Annotated in this window: 13 protein-coding genes; 6 read left to right on the top strand and 7 right to left on the bottom strand. The window is 63.8% G+C overall.

What is annotated here, in order from left to right; all coding sequences use genetic code 11:
* Nucleotides 1-98 precede the first annotated feature (98 nt).
* The 6 genes from PAN31108_RS16775 to PAN31108_RS16795 all read left to right on the top strand — a co-directional run bounded on the left by PAN31108_RS16775 (nucleotide 99) and on the right by PAN31108_RS16795 (nucleotide 7,518).
* The gene (locus PAN31108_RS16775; protein ID WP_246184011.1) at nucleotides 99-1,373 is read left to right on the top strand and encodes an ABC transporter substrate-binding protein; all 1,275 of its coding nucleotides are present in this window, start codon (nucleotides 99-101) and stop codon (nucleotides 1,371-1,373) included.
* Nucleotides 1,374-1,512: 139 nt separating this feature from the next.
* Nucleotides 1,513-2,325, top strand: a complete 813-nt coding sequence (locus PAN31108_RS16780; RefSeq protein ID WP_150669955.1) for an ABC transporter ATP-binding protein — start codon at nucleotides 1,513-1,515, stop codon at nucleotides 2,323-2,325.
* A gap of 213 nt (nucleotides 2,326-2,538) precedes the next feature.
* A complete protein-coding gene (locus PAN31108_RS16785; RefSeq protein WP_150669956.1) occupies nucleotides 2,539-3,777 on the top strand; it encodes a phenylacetate--CoA ligase family protein in 1,239 nt (412 codons plus the stop codon).
* A 359-nt stretch (nucleotides 3,778-4,136) separates the two neighbouring features.
* A complete protein-coding gene (locus tag PAN31108_RS16790; RefSeq protein WP_150669957.1) occupies nucleotides 4,137-5,606 on the top strand; it encodes a putative sulfate exporter family transporter in 1,470 nt (489 codons plus the stop codon).
* A 52-nt stretch (nucleotides 5,607-5,658) separates the two neighbouring features.
* On the top strand, nucleotides 5,659-5,820 hold the full coding sequence (locus tag PAN31108_RS26420) for a hypothetical protein (protein WP_174995027.1): 162 nt from the start codon (nucleotides 5,659-5,661) through the stop codon (nucleotides 5,818-5,820).
* Between the two features lie 342 nt (nucleotides 5,821-6,162).
* Nucleotides 6,163-7,518, top strand: a complete 1,356-nt coding sequence (locus tag PAN31108_RS16795; RefSeq protein WP_150669958.1) for an MFS transporter — start codon at nucleotides 6,163-6,165, stop codon at nucleotides 7,516-7,518.
* Between the two features lie 124 nt (nucleotides 7,519-7,642).
* Here PAN31108_RS16795 and PAN31108_RS16800 read toward each other — a convergent pair whose 3' ends face one another.
* The 7 genes from PAN31108_RS16800 to PAN31108_RS16830 all read right to left on the bottom strand — a co-directional run bounded on the left by PAN31108_RS16800 (nucleotide 7,643) and on the right by PAN31108_RS16830 (nucleotide 15,000).
* A complete protein-coding gene (locus PAN31108_RS16800; protein WP_150669959.1) occupies nucleotides 7,643-8,665 on the bottom strand; it encodes a HEAT repeat domain-containing protein in 1,023 nt (340 codons plus the stop codon).
* On the bottom strand, nucleotides 8,662-9,528 hold the full coding sequence (locus PAN31108_RS16805) for an ABC transporter ATP-binding protein (protein WP_150669960.1): 867 nt from the start codon (nucleotides 9,526-9,528) through the stop codon (nucleotides 8,662-8,664). Before PAN31108_RS16805 ends, PAN31108_RS16800 begins: the two co-directional genes overlap by 4 nt.
* Nucleotides 9,528-10,340 carry an ABC transporter permease gene (locus PAN31108_RS16810; protein ID WP_150669961.1) on the bottom strand — a complete coding sequence of 271 codons (813 nt, stop codon included), beginning with the start codon at nucleotides 10,338-10,340 and terminating at the stop codon, nucleotides 9,528-9,530. The genes PAN31108_RS16805 and PAN31108_RS16810 overlap by 1 nt, the downstream gene beginning before the upstream one ends.
* Nucleotides 10,341-10,456: 116 nt before the next feature.
* On the bottom strand, nucleotides 10,457-11,884 hold the full coding sequence (locus tag PAN31108_RS16815) for an ABC transporter substrate-binding protein (protein WP_150669962.1): 1,428 nt from the start codon (nucleotides 11,882-11,884) through the stop codon (nucleotides 10,457-10,459).
* A 93-nt stretch (nucleotides 11,885-11,977) separates the two neighbouring features.
* The gene (locus PAN31108_RS16820) at nucleotides 11,978-12,223 is read right to left on the bottom strand and encodes a 4Fe-4S dicluster domain-containing protein (protein WP_150669963.1); all 246 of its coding nucleotides are present in this window, start codon (nucleotides 12,221-12,223) and stop codon (nucleotides 11,978-11,980) included.
* A gap of 24 nt (nucleotides 12,224-12,247) precedes the next feature.
* Nucleotides 12,248-14,026, bottom strand: coding sequence for a fumarate reductase/succinate dehydrogenase flavoprotein subunit (locus tag PAN31108_RS16825; RefSeq protein WP_150669964.1), 1,779 nt, complete (start codon nucleotides 14,024-14,026; stop codon nucleotides 12,248-12,250).
* Between the two features lie 191 nt (nucleotides 14,027-14,217).
* Nucleotides 14,218-15,000 carry a GntR family transcriptional regulator gene (locus PAN31108_RS16830; protein ID WP_150669965.1) on the bottom strand — a complete coding sequence of 261 codons (783 nt, stop codon included), beginning with the start codon at nucleotides 14,998-15,000 and terminating at the stop codon, nucleotides 14,218-14,220.
* Nucleotides 15,001-15,034: the final 34 nt, after the last annotated feature.

A 15,034-nucleotide genomic window follows, 5' to 3' on the forward strand; every position in this document is an offset into this window, starting at 1 on the left:
AGTTCGGTCACACACAAAACCACAGATGGAGACACAGCATGAACACGAGACAGTTGACGACATCGTTGGGCCTGGCGCTGGCGCTCGGCACGGGGGCGATGGGAGTGGCGGGGACGTCGTTCGCGCAGTCGAACGAGCAGTTCATCGCGCTGGCGGATTATCGCGTCGGCCCGTACGGCGCGAACGGCCAGTCGTTCTATGGCGGGTTCATCGACTATCTGCAATACGTGAACCTGAAGAACGGCGGCGTGAACGGCGTGAAGCTTACGTGGGAAGAGTGTGAAACGGAGTACAACAACGCCAAGGGCGTGGAGTGTTACGAGCGTCTGAAAGGCAAGAATCCCGTGACGAAGGGCACGGCGTATCACGTGATGGCGACGGGCATTTCCTACGCGCTGATCGACAAGACGGCGACCGATCAGGTGCCGCTCGTGATGATGGGCTACGGTCGCACCGACGCCGTGGACGGCACCGTGTTCCCGTGGGCGTTCCCGCTGGTGACGACGTACCAGATGCAGGCGTCGGCCATTATCAAGTTCCTTGCCGACAAGAACGGCGGCGCGCTCAACGGCAAGAAAATCGTCTTCCTGTATCACGACTCGGCGTACGGCAAGGAGCCGATCGTCGCCATGCAAGCCGAATCGAAGATCCACAAGTTCAACCTGATCGAGATTCCGGTGGCGCACCCGGGCAACGAGCAGGGGGCGCAGTGGCTTCGGATTCGTCAGGAGAACCCGGATTACGTGGTGTTCTGGGGATGGGGCGTGATGAACCAGACGGCGCTCAAGGCGGCGCAGAAGGTCGGCTATCCGCGCGAGAAGATCGTCGGCAGTTGGTGGGCGGGGTCGGAGGAGGACACGATTCCGGCCGGCCCGGCAGCCAAGGGGTATATGAGCGCGACGTGGAACGTGGCGGGCAAGCAGGTGCCGCTCATCGCCGACATCGAAAAGGTCGTGTACGGCGCAGGCAAGGGGAACATGCAGGATCCGTCCAAGGTCGGCTCGATCCTCTACAACCGTGGCGTGTCCGCTGCCGTGGCGACGGTCGAGGCGCTCAACACGGCGCAGAACAAGTTCGGCAAGGGCAAGGTCTCCACGCCGGTGCAGGTGCGCTGGGCCCTCGAAAACCTGAACATCGATGCCGCCCGCCTCAAGGCGCTCGGCGCCACGGGGCTGCTGCCCGATATCAAGACGAGCTGCGAGGACCACGAAGGGTCCGGCAAGGTGCGCATTCAGCAATGGGACGGCGCCAAGTGGGTCATGGTCTCGGACTGGATCGAGGGCAATCGCCGCCTGATCCACCCGCTGTTCGAGGCGTCTGCCAAGCAGTACGCCAAGGAAAAGGGCATCGCACCGGCCTGCTTCAAGGGGTGATCCGGGGCGACGTTGCTCGCCCGTGCGGCGCAGGAGCAAGCTGCGCGGGCGAAGCGCGACATTGACACATCGGACGATGCGGGGCGCGAAGACGATGCCAGCCCCATCGATCCCGGCAGCAACGATTGCGGAGTCACGCATGGAAGCGAGTTTGCGCGTCAATAACATCGAAGTCATCTACGACCACGTCATTCTGGTGCTCAAGGGGGTGTCGCTGATCGTGCCCGAGGGCAAGATCGTGGCGCTGCTCGGGGCCAATGGCGCGGGCAAGAGTACGACGCTCAAGGCGATTTCGAATCTGCTGCACGCCGAGCGTGGCGAAGTCACGAAGGGGACCATCGACTATCGCGGCGAGCGGGTCGAGAAGCTCACACCGAACGGGCTCGTCAAGCGCGGCGTGATTCAGGTGATGGAGGGGCGTCACTGCTTCGGCCATCTGACCATCGAAGAGAATTTGCTGACAGGCGGCTATGTGCGCCATGCGTCGCGCAGTGCGCAGCAGCATGCGCTTGAGCGCATCTACGCCTATTTCCCGCGCCTGAAGACGCGTCGCAAGTCGCAGGCCGGTTATACGTCCGGGGGCGAGCAGCAGATGTGTGCGATCGGGCGCGCCATGATGGCGCAGCCGTCGATGATTCTGCTCGACGAACCGTCGATGGGGCTGGCGCCGCAGATCGTGGAGGAGATCTTCACGATCGTGCGCGATCTGAATCAGCGAGAGAACGTCAGCTTCCTGCTCGCCGAGCAGAACACCATGGCCGCACTGCGGTACGCCGACTACGGTTACATCCTCGAGAACGGTCGCATAGTGATGGACGGCGATGCCGATGTGTTGCGCGATAACGAGGACGTGAAGGAGTTCTATCTCGGCATCGCCAAGGACGGCGCGAGCAGTGCGGGGAGTTTTCGCAACGTCAAGAGCTATCGGCGTCGCAAGCGCTGGATTGCCTGAGCGCGTAATGAGCGCGTAATGAGCGCGTAATGAACGCTTAATGAGCGCGCGATGGCCGTGTGATGATCGTGTGATGCCCATGTGATGAGCGCCTGCGAGCGCCTGCATGCATGAACGCCTGCATCCGCGAAGTTCACGAAATGCCGCACGCGTGACGCGGCGAAGGGCGCGGTCGTCCCGCGAAACCTTAATACTGATCGTCTTATCGTTGATATGAACGAATACTTCGACACGCTGGAAACTCGTGCGCCGGCGCTTCGCGAGCAGGCGCTGCTCGCCGCGCTGCCGGCGCAGGTGGCGCACGCTAGGACGCATGCGGCCTACTTCGCGCAGACGCTCGGGGACGTCGATGCGAGCGCGATCGGCTCGCGCGACGCGCTCGCGACGTTGCCCGTCACACGCAAATCGGATTTATCGGCGTTCCAACAGCGGCATCCGCCGCTGGGCGGTCTGAATGCAACGCCGGTCGGCGCGCTGGCGCACGTCTACCAATCGCCCGGTCCGATCTATGAGCCGGACGGACGCGGCAGCGACTGGTGGCGTTTTGCGCGGGCGATGTTCGCCGCAGGGTTGCGCGCGGGCGATCTGGTCTACAACACCTATTCGTATCACTTCACACCGGCGGGCATGATGATCGAGACGGGCGCCGCGCGTCTGGGCTGCTGCGTGTTTCCGGCCGGCGTGGGGCAGACGGAGTTGCAGTTGGAGGCGATTCGTCATCTGCGGCCGGTGGCGTATGCCGGAACACCATCGTTTCTGAAGATTCTGATCGACAAGAGCGAGGCGGCCGGGGCTGACATCAGCAGCATTCGGCGGGCGACGTTGTCCGGCGAGGCATTGCCGCCGTCGTTGCGCGAATGGTTCAACGGCAGGGGGATCACGGCGCGTCAGTTGTACGGGACAGCCGATCTCGGCCTGATTGCATTCGAGAGCGAAGCCCAGGCGGGGTTGATCGTCGACGAGAACGTGCTGGTGGAACTGGTAGAGCCGGGCGGGACGAAACCCGTGGCGGACGGTGAGGTCGGCGAGGTGGTGGTCACGAACTTCAATCCGGACTATCCGTTGATCCGTTTTGCGACGGGGGATCTGTCGGCGGTGGAGGCGGGCATCAGCCCGTGTGGTCGCACGAACATGCGTCTGCGGGGGTGGCTGGGACGTGCCGATCAGACCGTCAAGGTGCGCGGCATGTTCGTGCATCCCGGCCAGATCGGTGAGATCGGCAGACGCTATCCGGAGTTGGTGCGTGTACGTCTGCGTGTGGAGGGACGTGTCGGCGACGATCGGATGCGGCTGCTCTGCGAGACGACGGACACCCCGCCGGAGGGACTCGCCGCACGCGTGCAGGAGACATTGCGCGACGTGACGCGCCTGCGCGCCGACGTCGACTTCGTCGCCGCCGGGTCGCTCCCGGCAGACGGCAAACTGGTGGAGGATGCGCGGGCTTACGATTAGTTTCCCGTCCCCGATTGCCTGCCCCTCGTGGGGTGCAGTGGCCTGGCGAACGTCGTCACCGCGACGGCCCCGTCCGGTGCCTGCCATGCCACTGCTTTTTGTTGTGTGTCGACAAGTAAAACAACGCGCGTCATTTTCCCCTAACGTTATGCCGCCCGCGCGCATTTGCATGCGCGTATCCCGCATTCATCCAAAGCGCAAATCGTTCGTTCCCCCGACGTCATCCCACGCTTAGGATGGGCTCGCCCGCCTGCGTTGCCAGCGTTTCTGTGCGACGACACACCACAACAGTCATCAGGCGGTGCATTCGGGCCATCGTTCAATACGTCACGTAACACCGACTTTTAGGGGAATGCGTTATGGCGGAAGCCACCACCACACCGCAGGTTGTCGCTGCGAGGCCGCTCAGTGAAGACTGGCTTGCGGTCATTATCGGACTCGTCATCGTCGCCGCAGGGCTCATCGGGGTTTCCGGCGCCGACCCCATCGGCTGGGTCGTCACTACACGCGTCTGGACCGATCCCGCTGCGGCGCTCGCCCCTGCGACAGCCGCTTATGGGCGACTCGGCGGCATCGGCGCTTTTCTCGCGACATGGCTCGCGCTGACGGTCGTCCTGTCGCTCGGCGCGGCGTCGTTGCAACAGGACGTCAAACGCTTTGCCGTGCGTTTCTCGGTCCTGTTCTGGCTCGCCTATGCCAGCTGGTTCGTCGGCAGCTACGCGCATCTGGCGGCCGTCACACCGGCCGAGCAGGCGAAGTTCGGCATCGACTGGTCGCTGCGCCTTACCAACGAAGGCGGCTACATCGTCGCGCTGCTCGCAGGGCTCGTGATCGCCAACGTCTTCCCGGGCGCCACGGCGTGGCTCTCCGACGCGGTGCGCCCCGAGTGGTACATCAAGACAGCCATCGTGGTGCTGGGCGCATTCATCGCCGTGACGGTCGCCGAGCGGCTGTCGTTCGCGTCGTCGATTCTGCTGCGCGGCATTGCCGCCATCGTCGAGGCTTACCTGATCTACTGGGCGGTCGTGTACTTCATCGCGCGCAAGTGGTTCAAGTTCCCGCGCGAGTGGGCCGTGCCGCTGGCCTCGGGCATTTCGATTTGCGGTGTCGCTGCGGCCATTTCGACGGGGAGCGCCATTCGTGCGCGTCCCGCCGTGCCGATTCTGGTGTCGTCGCTCGTCGTGGTGTTCGCCGTCATCGAACTGCTGATCCTGCCGTTTCTCGCGCAGCACTTCCTCGCAGACGATCCGCTGGTCGCCGCCGCGTGGCTAGGCCTCGCCGTGAAGACCGACGGGGCCGCCGTAGCCGGCGGCGCGATTACCGAAGCCCTGATCAACGCGAAGGCGGCCGCCGGCGGCACCCATTACGCTGCCGGCTGGATCGTCGGCACGACCGCCACGATCAAGGTGTTTATCGACGTGTTCATCGGCGTCTGGTCGTTCATCCTCGCGTGGATCTGGACCAACCACATCAACGTCACCGATCCGTCGAACCGGGCGCGTCCGCGTGAAATCTGGGAACGTTTTCCGAAGTTCATTCTCGGGTTCGTGGCGACGTTCGCCGTGGTGCTCGTGTTCTCGCTGAGCGCCGGGCCGGAACTGGCCGCGAAGATCAAAGGCGCGGTCGGCGAGGCCAACAACTTCCGCGTGATCTTCTTCGTGCTGACGTTCTTCTCCATCGGCTTGCTGTCGAATTTCCGCAAGCTCTGGGCCGAGGGCATCGGCAAACTCGCCGCCGTCTACGTCATCAGCCTGTTCGGATTCGTGATCTGGGTCGGACTGTTGATCTCCTGGCTGTTCTTCCACGGCGTGAAGCCCCCGCTGGCCTGAGGCGATGTCACCCCATCCGACGTTGCCGAATTATTTAAGGAATCCTAATCGTATGTCCGATCTCAACGACCTGTCGAAAGCCATTGTGGAAGTCCCGGAAGAACCGCTGCTGCCTATCGAGAAAAAACTGATCGCAGGCAGTCTCGCGCTCGGGATCGCCTTGTTGGTGGTGCTGGGTATCGTGAATCACTTCCTGCCGATCGCATCGATCTGATCGCGCTATCTTGTGCGTCTGCCCCGAAACGGTGCATGCAGCCCCGTGTTTCGGGGCGTTTTGTTTTTGAGCGGCGGAATTGCCGGCGAGTCAGGCGAGTCAGGCGAATCAGAGGAATTAGGGAAACAAGGGAAACAAAGGGAAAAAGGGAACATGCTGACAAAAACGCATTAACCGATAATTTAATGTCGCTTTACCGCCGGGGCCGGGTGTTCGAATAATACGCGACCCTCTTTGCGGCTCGCAAACGAACGTCAAAGATTCAGGCTTTGACCAATAACACTTCGCAGTCGGAGAAGAGGGGGATAACAAGTTCCGAAAACATCACCCCCGGAGACAAGGATGTCGGAGACGAACCATTCGCAGGACAAATCCCGTCAGGCGCGCCGCGCCGCCCTCGGCGCCTTCATCGGCACGACCATCGAGTGGTACGACTTTTACGTTTACGGTACCGCTGCCGCGCTTGTCATCGGCAAACTGTTTTTCCCGTCGGACGATCATCTCGCACAAACGTTGCTCGCTCTCGGCACGTTCGCGTTCGGTTTTCTGTTGCGTCCCCTCGGGGCGATCGTCTTCGGTTATATCGGCGACAAGATCAGCCGCAAGTCCTCGCTGCTCATCACGCTATTGTTGATGGGCGGATCGACGATGTGCATCGGCTTGCTGCCGACGTATCAGTCGATCGGCATCTGGGCGCCGGTCTTGCTGGTGCTGCTCCGTCTGGCGCAAGGCTTGTCCGTCGGTGGCGAATGGGGCGGTGCCGTGCTCGTCGCCTCGGAAGCGGCGCCGCCGCACCGCAAGGCGCTTGCCGCGTCGATGGCACAGATGGGTTCGCCCGCCGGCTCGTGTCTCGCTACGCTGACGTTCATGGCGATGAGCGACAACTTTCTCCTCAACGGCGGATGGCGGATTCCGTTCCTGCTCAGCGGCGTGCTGCTCATCGTCGGGTTGTTGATCCGAATGACGCTCGAAGAGAATCCGGAGTTCATCGCCGCGCGGGATCGCCAGAAAAAGATGAAGGAGGCGAGCGCGCCGCTCACCAACGTGCTTCGCCAGTTTCCGCTCACGAGCCTTTGTGTGTTCGTCGGGTCGTTCGCTGTGTCGGGCGTCTACTTCCGCAACATCTTCGCGCTGAACTGGGCCACCGGCACGTTGGGCATCGATAAGAGCCTGTTCCTGAGCGCGTTGCTCGCGGGCGCGTTCGTGCAGATTTTCGTCACGCCTATCGCCGCGATGATTGCCGACAGGATTTCCGTGCAACGCGCGCAGATTATCTTCACGGTGATGTATCTCGTTTGCGTGCCGGTGCCGCTCATCGCCCTGATCAAGGACGGCAGCGCGGTCAGTGTATTCGCGGGCGTGATTCTCTCGTACGTCGGACACGGTCTCTACTACGCCACGCTTTCCGGGTTCTTTACGACGTTGTACCCGGTCGAGTTGCGCTTTACCGGCATCTCGTTCGGGTATCAGCTCTCGGGCGCGCTGGTGTCGGGCATCGTGCCTCTGGGAGCCGTTGCGCTGGTGAGCGCCTATTCGCCGAGCATCTTCCCGATCCAGCTTTTCTACTCGGCGTTGATCTTGATCAGTCTGGTCGCCATTTGGTACGGCCCCCGTGTCGCGCGCACGGAGTTGCGGAATCGTCAGCTACCGGAAATCTCGCCTGCCGCTCCCGTCATGGACGCGGTGAAGGGGCGCTAACGCGCCGTCGAATCGACGCAGGGCTCGCCGCGCAAAGTCCCGCAGCGAGTCCTCCGTCTCCGGTTCCCTCGGGGGAATCGATCCATTCTCACAAGGCACGGGTCTCGCGTCGCGCGGGGTGCCGTCATCGAGCGGCGCCGATCTGCGCGATGGCGATGCGCGCGGCTTTGCGGACCTCGGGATCGGGGTCGCCCAACGCGGCGTCGAGGACGGCCAGCGCTGTAACGTCGCCAATCTCGCCGAGCGCCAGCGCGGCCTCTTTGCGCACGTTGCTGATCGGGAACGTCAGCAAGGCGCTGACGGCGGCCGTACTGTCAGCCAGCTTCAACCGGCCCAACGCACGCGTGGCTTGCAGCGTGACTTGCCAGTAGGCGTCGTCGAGTGCGAGCGCCAGCGCGTCGCGCGCGGCCGTCAGACGCAACTTCCCCACCGTGGCGGCAGCTTCTTCGCGCACTTGCCATGCCGAGTCGGTCAGCGCGGCGATGAGCGTGCTCAGCATGCTGTCGTCGGTTGCGAACCCGAGCGCGCCGGCGGCGGCTTTGCGGACTTCCGGCGACGGATCGGCGCGCACGAGCGCGGCGAGGGCAGGCAGCGCGGCTGCGTGTCGCAACCAACCCAGCACCGCCACCGCTTCACGCCTGACGGCCGGGGAGGGGTCATCGAGCGCATTCAACGCGAGAGCCGCGCTTTCCGGCAGCCGAAGTTCGCGTAGGGCACGCAACAAGGCGGTGCGGGCGAACGTGTCGTGCTCGGTGAGCAGGCGGCGCACCAGCGCACGGCCGGGATCGGCCTGTTTGAGCGCCGACAGGCTGTTTGCTGCGGCCGCACGTGTGGCGGCGTCCGGATCGTGCAGCGCGTCGCACAGCGACTCGACAACCGCATCGGTTTCCCAGCCGGACAGACGCTCGGCGGCCGTTCTGCGCACGTCGGCGTCGCCATCGGTCCGTAGTCGCTCGATCAGTAGCGGCAGCCAGGCGTCGTCCTCCAGTTCGGCAATGTCGAGTACTGCGAGACGGCGGCGCGTCGCGTCGCCGTCGGACAGACGCGCGAGCCGCCTGGCGTTATCGGCGTCGGTCGTGTCGACGTCGAAGGCGTCGCGCGCGAGGTAGGCGGACGGCGAGGGCGATGAGGACAGGGAAGACGTCATGAGGTGAGAGAAGCAGTGGAGGAATGCAGATCGCCCAGCGGGTTCAGGCGCGGCGCGGGCAGCGGGCTTTGCTGGTGACGCAACCGCATGAGCAGATGGCGTTTGAGCGCGACGAATTCCGGTTGTGTGACGAGGTCTTGCGCCGCCTCACGCAGCCGTGGACGGGCGAACGGCACCCGCAGGTCTTCGATGATCGAGCCGGGACCGGGACTCATGACGAGCACCCGGTCGCCAAGGAACAGCGCTTCGTCGATGTCGTGCGTCACGAACACGACCGTGGGCCGCTGTTCGGTCCACACGTCGAGCAACAGCGCCTGCATCATGGCGCGGGTTTGCGCGTCGAGCGCGCCGAAGGGCTCGTCCATCAGCAGAATGCGAGGCCCGGTAATCATCGCCCGGGCAATCTCGGCGCGCTGCTGCATGCCGCCGGAGAGTTGCGCGGGATACCGTTGGGCGAAATCGCGCAGCCCCACACGGTCGAGCCATTCCGTCGCCAGACGGTGACGCGCCGACTTGTTCATGCCTTGCATCTTCAGCCCGAAAGCGACGTTCTCCAGCGTCTTGCGCCACGGAAACAGGGTGTGATGCTGGAAGACCATCCCCCGCTCGGGACGTGGCCCGTCGATGCGCGCGCCGTCGAGCGTGGCGCGGCCGTGGCTGGGCGCGATGTGACCGGCGAGCACGCCGAGCAGCGTCGATTTCCCGCAGCCGGACGGACCCAGCAGGCAGATGAATTCGCCGGGCGCGATGTCGACGCTCACGTCCTGCACGGCGACGAAACGGCGAGCATCGTCGCCCAGCGTAATGCGCAGGTTCTCGATGACAACGTGGCCACCGCGGCGCGTCTGGCGCGTTCGATGCATCAGCGGCCTCCCGCAGACGTGCGCCATGGCGTGAGCCGCTGGCCGACGAACCGGATCAGGACGCTGCTGCCCATGCCCAGCAGCCCGATGATGAGCATGCCGACGACGATGTTGGGGTAGCGTTGCACGGTGTAAGACTCCCACGTGTAATAGCCGATCCCGAACTGTCCGGAGATCATCTCGGCCGTCACGAGGCAAAACCATGAGGTGCCCATGCCGATGGCCAGCCCGGTGACGATGCCCGGCGCCGCGCCCGGCAGCACGACTTCGCGCAGCACGTCCCAGCGCCCGGCGCCCAGACTCCGGGCCGAGGCGATCAGCCGGGCATCCACCGATTCGGTCCCGTGAATCGTGCCCAGCAGAATCGGAAAGAGCGCGCCGGTGAAGGTGATGAAGATCATCGAGAGTTCGGACGACGGGAACATCAGAATGGCGAGCGGAATCCAGGCGACGGCCGGAATCGGACGCAAGACTTCCAGTGGCGGCAGCAGCGCGATGCGCGCCCACGAGGCGCGGCCGATGGCGACGCCGCAGACGACGCCGATGATCGCCGCGATCACATAGCCCCACGCCACCCGTTGCAGGCTGCTCGCGAGGTGGTGCGCGAGCTTCGGTGATTGCAGCAGCGCCCACGCGGCATCCAGCGTTTGGGCAGGCGACGGCACGTTTTCGAAATTCACGATGCCGAGATGGACACGATGTGTGGTGACCCAATGCCACGCCAGCACGCACACGGCGAGCGAGGCCCATTGCAGCACCACCTGGAGGGACCGCGAGCGGGGAAGTCTGCGGGTCCTCGCCGTTGTGCGCATTCGTGTGAAATTGGGGGCGACACTGGGTGCAACATTGGGTGCGACGCTGGGTGCGACGCTGGGTGCGATGTCTGGTGAGACGTCGGGTGCGAGCTTCGATGCCATGGCGACGCCTCTCAACGCGCGGCGAGCGGCGCCGGCTGACGCGCCCCGGCGAAGTCGAGCACCTGCGCGCCGTGTTTGTCTGCCCAGGTTTGCGCTTGCTGCTTGAGCAGGAAGGCGCTCAACTGGCCTTGCTTGTCGCGTGCAAACCATGCCTGATGGCCCAGCAGCTTGATGCCGGAGTCGCGATCCTGCACGTAAAACGCACGCACCGGCTTGTTCTCGCGTTGCAGCTTGGCAAGGGCATCGAAAGCGTCTTCGGGCGATGCGTAGCTGCGCACCTTCGCTTCACCGCGGACCCAGATTTGCGCCACGCGCTCGAACCGGCTGATGGGTTTGCCGGTGGTGGCGTCGTTCGCTTTGAGCGGCAATTGCGCGTAATTGCGCAGCGCGGCGTCGTAGTCGAGCTTGTCCGCCTTGAAGGCGGCGCGCAAGTACCGGTCGTCGATCACGGCGTTGGCATCGAAGTTGCCTTCGGCGCGACCCATCAGCCTGAGCGTGTCGAACGACGTCTGCACGGCTTTGCGATACTCCGGTTTCCACGTGAGGTCACGGGTTTGCAGCCCTAGCGGGCCATGAAACAGGTAATCGACTTCGGGCTCAACGCCAGTGACCGAGGCGATCAGTTCGCTGTACTTCTCCGGTTCGGCGTCGATCAGACGATTCGCTTCGATGACTGCGCGCAGATAGGCGACAACGATTTCGGGATAGCGCTCGGCGTAGGCCTTGCCGACGAGCGTGCCGTGCAGGGTCGGGGCGTCGGCTTGCGAGCCGTCATAGATCTTGCGTGCGAACCCCCGGTAGGGGAACAGCTCGGCGAAGGGCACGAAGTCGGCATGCGCGTCGATCTTGCGGGCCTGAAGCGCGGGGCCGGCGACCTCGGGCGCTTGCGTGATGATGTTAACGTCCTTGTCCGGATCCCAACCCTGTGCGGCCACGGCGCGCAGCAGCATGCCGTGGGCGGTGGACGCGAAGGGAACGGAGATCGTCTTGCCCTTGAGGTCGTCGAGCGACTGCACCGGCGAGTCGGTGGGCACGACGATGCCGTTGCCGCTGCCGTGCACGCTGCCGGACAGTACATTGATGAAGAGGCTCGGCTTGCCGGCCTTCGTCGTGGCGACGATGTTGTTCACGCCCGGGAAGTCTGCCATCGATCCGAAGTCGAGTTTGCCCGCGACCATCTCGTTGGTAATCGGCGCACCGCTGGTGAAGTTTTTCCACTGGATGTCGTAGGTCACGTCCTTGTACTTGCCGTCGTGCGGCAGATATTTTTCGATCAGCTTGAGTTCGCGGATCAGCACACCGCCCGCGGCGGTATTGATCGTGGTGTCCTGCGTGCCGATCGCCACGCGAATGGTTTCGGCATGCGCGCTGGCGGCGAACAGCGGGCTGAGCGACATGAGCGCTGCGAGTGCGAGGGTGCTGAGGTGATGGCGGGTCATCGGTCGTCCTTGAGCGAGTTGTTATGCGCGGCGGTTGCCGTGGCGGCGGCGCAGACAGCCTTAAGACAGGCGGGGCAGTCTTGTCAGGGGGTGTCAGCGAAGCAGATAAGGAATCGCGACGTGAACGGCGCCGGTCGGGCAGTCCTTCTCGCAGGGCATGCAGTACCAGCATTCGTCGAACTTCATGAAGGCTTTGCCCGTCTCGGGATCGATGGCGAGCAGATCCATCGGGCAGACGTCGATACACACGGTGCATCCCTTGTCGGCAATGCACTTGTCTTCGTCGATCGTCACGGGCACGCTGGAGCGCGATTGCGCGTCGCGGGGAACGAGGGCCATAAGGGTTTCCTGAACGGTAGCGGGCTATGCGGTAAGGGTTTCGGCGGCGTGTTCGGTGGCGCTGTCTGCCGGATGGCGGGGCGCCGAAGCCGTGGCGACGCGCAGTCGCGAATACGCGCCGCGCTCGGTGTCGTCGACCGCCACGAGATAGGGCTCGACGGGCTTCTTGAACGACGTCATGGTGCCGTTCTCAGTCTGCTTCAGATGCGCGTGGCAGAACCACTCGGCATCGTTGCGCGCCGGATAATCGACCCGGTGGTGATACAGACCCCATCGGCTCTCGGTACGGAAAAGCGAGGCGCGCGCCGCCATTTCGGCACAGTCGCGAATGGCCGCGACTTCCGCTGCGCGCATCAGTTCATGCGGATTGGCCGCGCTCAGCTGATCGATGTCCTCGCGAATCTCGTCGAAGCGCTGCAGGCCGATCTCCATGCGACGCGTGACTTTCGGCGGTTGCAGGTAATCGTTGACGAAGCGCCGCAGTTTGTATTCGACCTGAGCCGGCGGCAGACCGTGGGCACGATGCAAGGGCGCGAAGACGCGCGTGCGTTCGGCTTCGACCTGCGCGGCGTCGATGGTGGCGAAATCGGTACCCGATACGCGCTCGGCCGCATGCTCGCCGGCGAACCAGCCGTAGGTGAAGGCGCCGAGCATGTAGTTGTGCGGCACGGCAGCCATGTCGCCGGCGCAATAGAGGCCGGGCACCGAGGTGGCGCCATGCTCGTCGACCCATACGCCGGATGCGCTGTGTCCGCTGCAAAATCCGATCTCGGAGATGTGCATCTCGATCATGCGGGTGCGGTAATCGTTACCGCGCCGTGCATGGAAGCGGCCACGGCTGGGCCGCTCGTTCGTGTGCAGAATCGTCTCGATGGTCTGGATCGTTTCTTCTGCGAGATGGTCCAGCTTCAGGAAGACGGGACCATTGCCGCTCTGAAGTTCCTGATAGAACTCCCACATCATCTGACCGCTCCAGTAATCGCACTCGATGAAGCGCTCGCCGCTACCGTTGGCGGTGTAGCCCCCGAGCGGGCCGGTTACATAGGCGCAAGCCGGACCGTTGTAGTCCTTGATGAGCGGATTGATCTGGAAGCACTCGAGATTCGATAACTCGGCCCCGGCGTGATACGCCATGGCATAGCCGTCTCCGGCATTCGTAGGGTTCTCGTACGTGCCCATCAGATAGCCGGAGGCGGGCAGGCCGAGGCGGCCGGCGGCGCCGCAGCACAGGATGACCGCCTTGGCGCGAATGACGTAGAAGTCGGCCGTGCGGCAGTCGAAGCCCATTACGCCGGCGATTTCACCGGAAGGGCCCGTAAGCAGGCGTGTCGCCACCACGCGGTTGGTGATCGCCACACGCGCGCGCTTGAGCTGACGATAGAGGATCTTCTTGACGTCGTGCCCTTCGGGCATCGGCAGGACATACGCGCCCATGTGATGCACCTTGCGCACGGCGTAGTCGCCTGTCTCGTCCTTCTCGAACTTCACGCCCCAGCGGTCGAGTTCTTCGATGGTGGTAAAGCTATGGCGCGCGTAGGCGAGTACCGTCGCCTGATTGACGATGCCGTCGTTGGCGACGGTGATTTCCTTGGTGTATTGCTCGGGCGTGGCGTGCCCGGGAATGACGGCATTGTTCAGCCCGTCCATGCCCATCGAGATGGCGCCACTGCGTTTGACGTGCGCCTTGTCGAGCAGCAGCACGCGGAGATTGGGGTTGCGCTGTCTGGCCTTGACGGCCGCCATGGGGCCGGCGGTGCCGCCGCCGATCACGACGATGTCGTATTCGAGTTCGTGGGTCTGCATGGTCCTTGGGCCATCGCCGTCGATGCATTTGATCCGTGCGGCAACTTGTTATAACAAGTAAGGACCTGATTGTAGGAGCGTGGTCTCCGAAGCGAAATGAATTGTTATTGCTTAGCTTTCGTCGCGCGGTGATAAGCCTTGCCGCATGCGGGTTGCGAGCAAGTCATCGGGGGGGAAGCGCGTGTGTGCGCCTAGCGACGTTTGGGCGAGGGCTTCGGTGTCGCCGGATGCTCCCGGTCGACGCGCAGCCGGTACTGGAAGGTGTCGCCCCGAAAGTACAGAAACTCGAAATCGATGGGGCGCCCCTCCTTGTCGTGCGTCAGTCGCTCGATGCGCAGCAACGGGGCGCCCTCGGGGGTGCTGAGCGCGCTGGCGAGCGCGGCGTCGGCCTGAACGGCGTCGATGCTCAGGTCGGCGGACCCCAGCGGCACGGCACAGTCGTTCTCGAGAATGAGGAAGATGTCGCGCGTGACCAGATCGGCGCGCTGCAATTGACGCCCGAGTGCTTCGGGCAGATAGGTGATCTCGTACGACACCGGCGCGCGATTGAGCAGGCGTACCCGATGGATTTCCGTCACCGTCTCTCCTTCGTTCATGCCAAGCCGGTGCGCGACGTCGGCCGCCGCCGCGATGAACCGGAAGTGCACGACACGATTGACGATCTCGTGCCCCTGCCGCGACATGGCTTCCGCAAAGCCCTGAAGGGACGTCACGTTCTGGAACGCCTTCGGCTGGGAGACGAACGATCCCTTGCCATGCACCTTGAAGATCAGCCCCTCCTTCTGCAAGTCGCCCAGCGCCTGACGGATCGTAATGCGGCTCACGTCGAACATGGCCTGCAATTCGCTTTCCGACGGCATGCGGCTCAGCGGCTCGTAGTGCCCGTCCAGGATGCCGCTACGCAGCATGTCCTTGATTTGCGCGTAAAGCGGCACAGGCGAGTCCGGTTCGAGTTTCAGGCGGCGAGTGAGCATGGAAGGGGGGCGGAAGGACGTACCGACGGAGGGT

It is taken from the genome of Pandoraea anhela, from assembly GCF_902459655.1.
Classification (GTDB): domain Bacteria; phylum Pseudomonadota; class Gammaproteobacteria; order Burkholderiales; family Burkholderiaceae; genus Pandoraea; species Pandoraea anhela.

Coding starts and splice junctions, on each gene's coding strand:
- PAN31108_RS16775 (WP_246184011.1), top strand. CDS start 99: ATGGGAGTGGCGGGGACGTCGTTCGCGCAGTCGAACGAGCAGTTCATC.
- PAN31108_RS16780 (WP_150669955.1), top strand. CDS start 1,513: ATGGAAGCGAGTTTGCGCGTCAATAACATCGAAGTCATCTACGACCAC.
- PAN31108_RS16785 (WP_150669956.1), top strand. CDS start 2,539: ATGAACGAATACTTCGACACGCTGGAAACTCGTGCGCCGGCGCTTCGC.
- PAN31108_RS16790 (WP_150669957.1), top strand. CDS start 4,137: ATGGCGGAAGCCACCACCACACCGCAGGTTGTCGCTGCGAGGCCGCTC.
- PAN31108_RS26420 (WP_174995027.1), top strand. CDS start 5,659: ATGTCCGATCTCAACGACCTGTCGAAAGCCATTGTGGAAGTCCCGGAA.
- PAN31108_RS16795 (WP_150669958.1), top strand. CDS start 6,163: ATGTCGGAGACGAACCATTCGCAGGACAAATCCCGTCAGGCGCGCCGC.
- PAN31108_RS16800 (WP_150669959.1), bottom strand. CDS start 8,665: ATGACGTCTTCCCTGTCCTCATCGCCCTCGCCGTCCGCCTACCTCGCG.
- PAN31108_RS16805 (WP_150669960.1), bottom strand. CDS start 9,528: ATGCATCGAACGCGCCAGACGCGCCGCGGTGGCCACGTTGTCATCGAG.
- PAN31108_RS16810 (WP_150669961.1), bottom strand. CDS start 10,340: ATGCGCACAACGGCGAGGACCCGCAGACTTCCCCGCTCGCGGTCCCTC.
- PAN31108_RS16815 (WP_150669962.1), bottom strand. CDS start 11,884: ATGACCCGCCATCACCTCAGCACCCTCGCACTCGCAGCGCTCATGTCG.
- PAN31108_RS16820 (WP_150669963.1), bottom strand. CDS start 12,223: ATGGCCCTCGTTCCCCGCGACGCGCAATCGCGCTCCAGCGTGCCCGTG.
- PAN31108_RS16825 (WP_150669964.1), bottom strand. CDS start 14,026: ATGCAGACCCACGAACTCGAATACGACATCGTCGTGATCGGCGGCGGC.
- PAN31108_RS16830 (WP_150669965.1), bottom strand. CDS start 15,000: ATGCTCACTCGCCGCCTGAAACTCGAACCGGACTCGCCTGTGCCGCTT.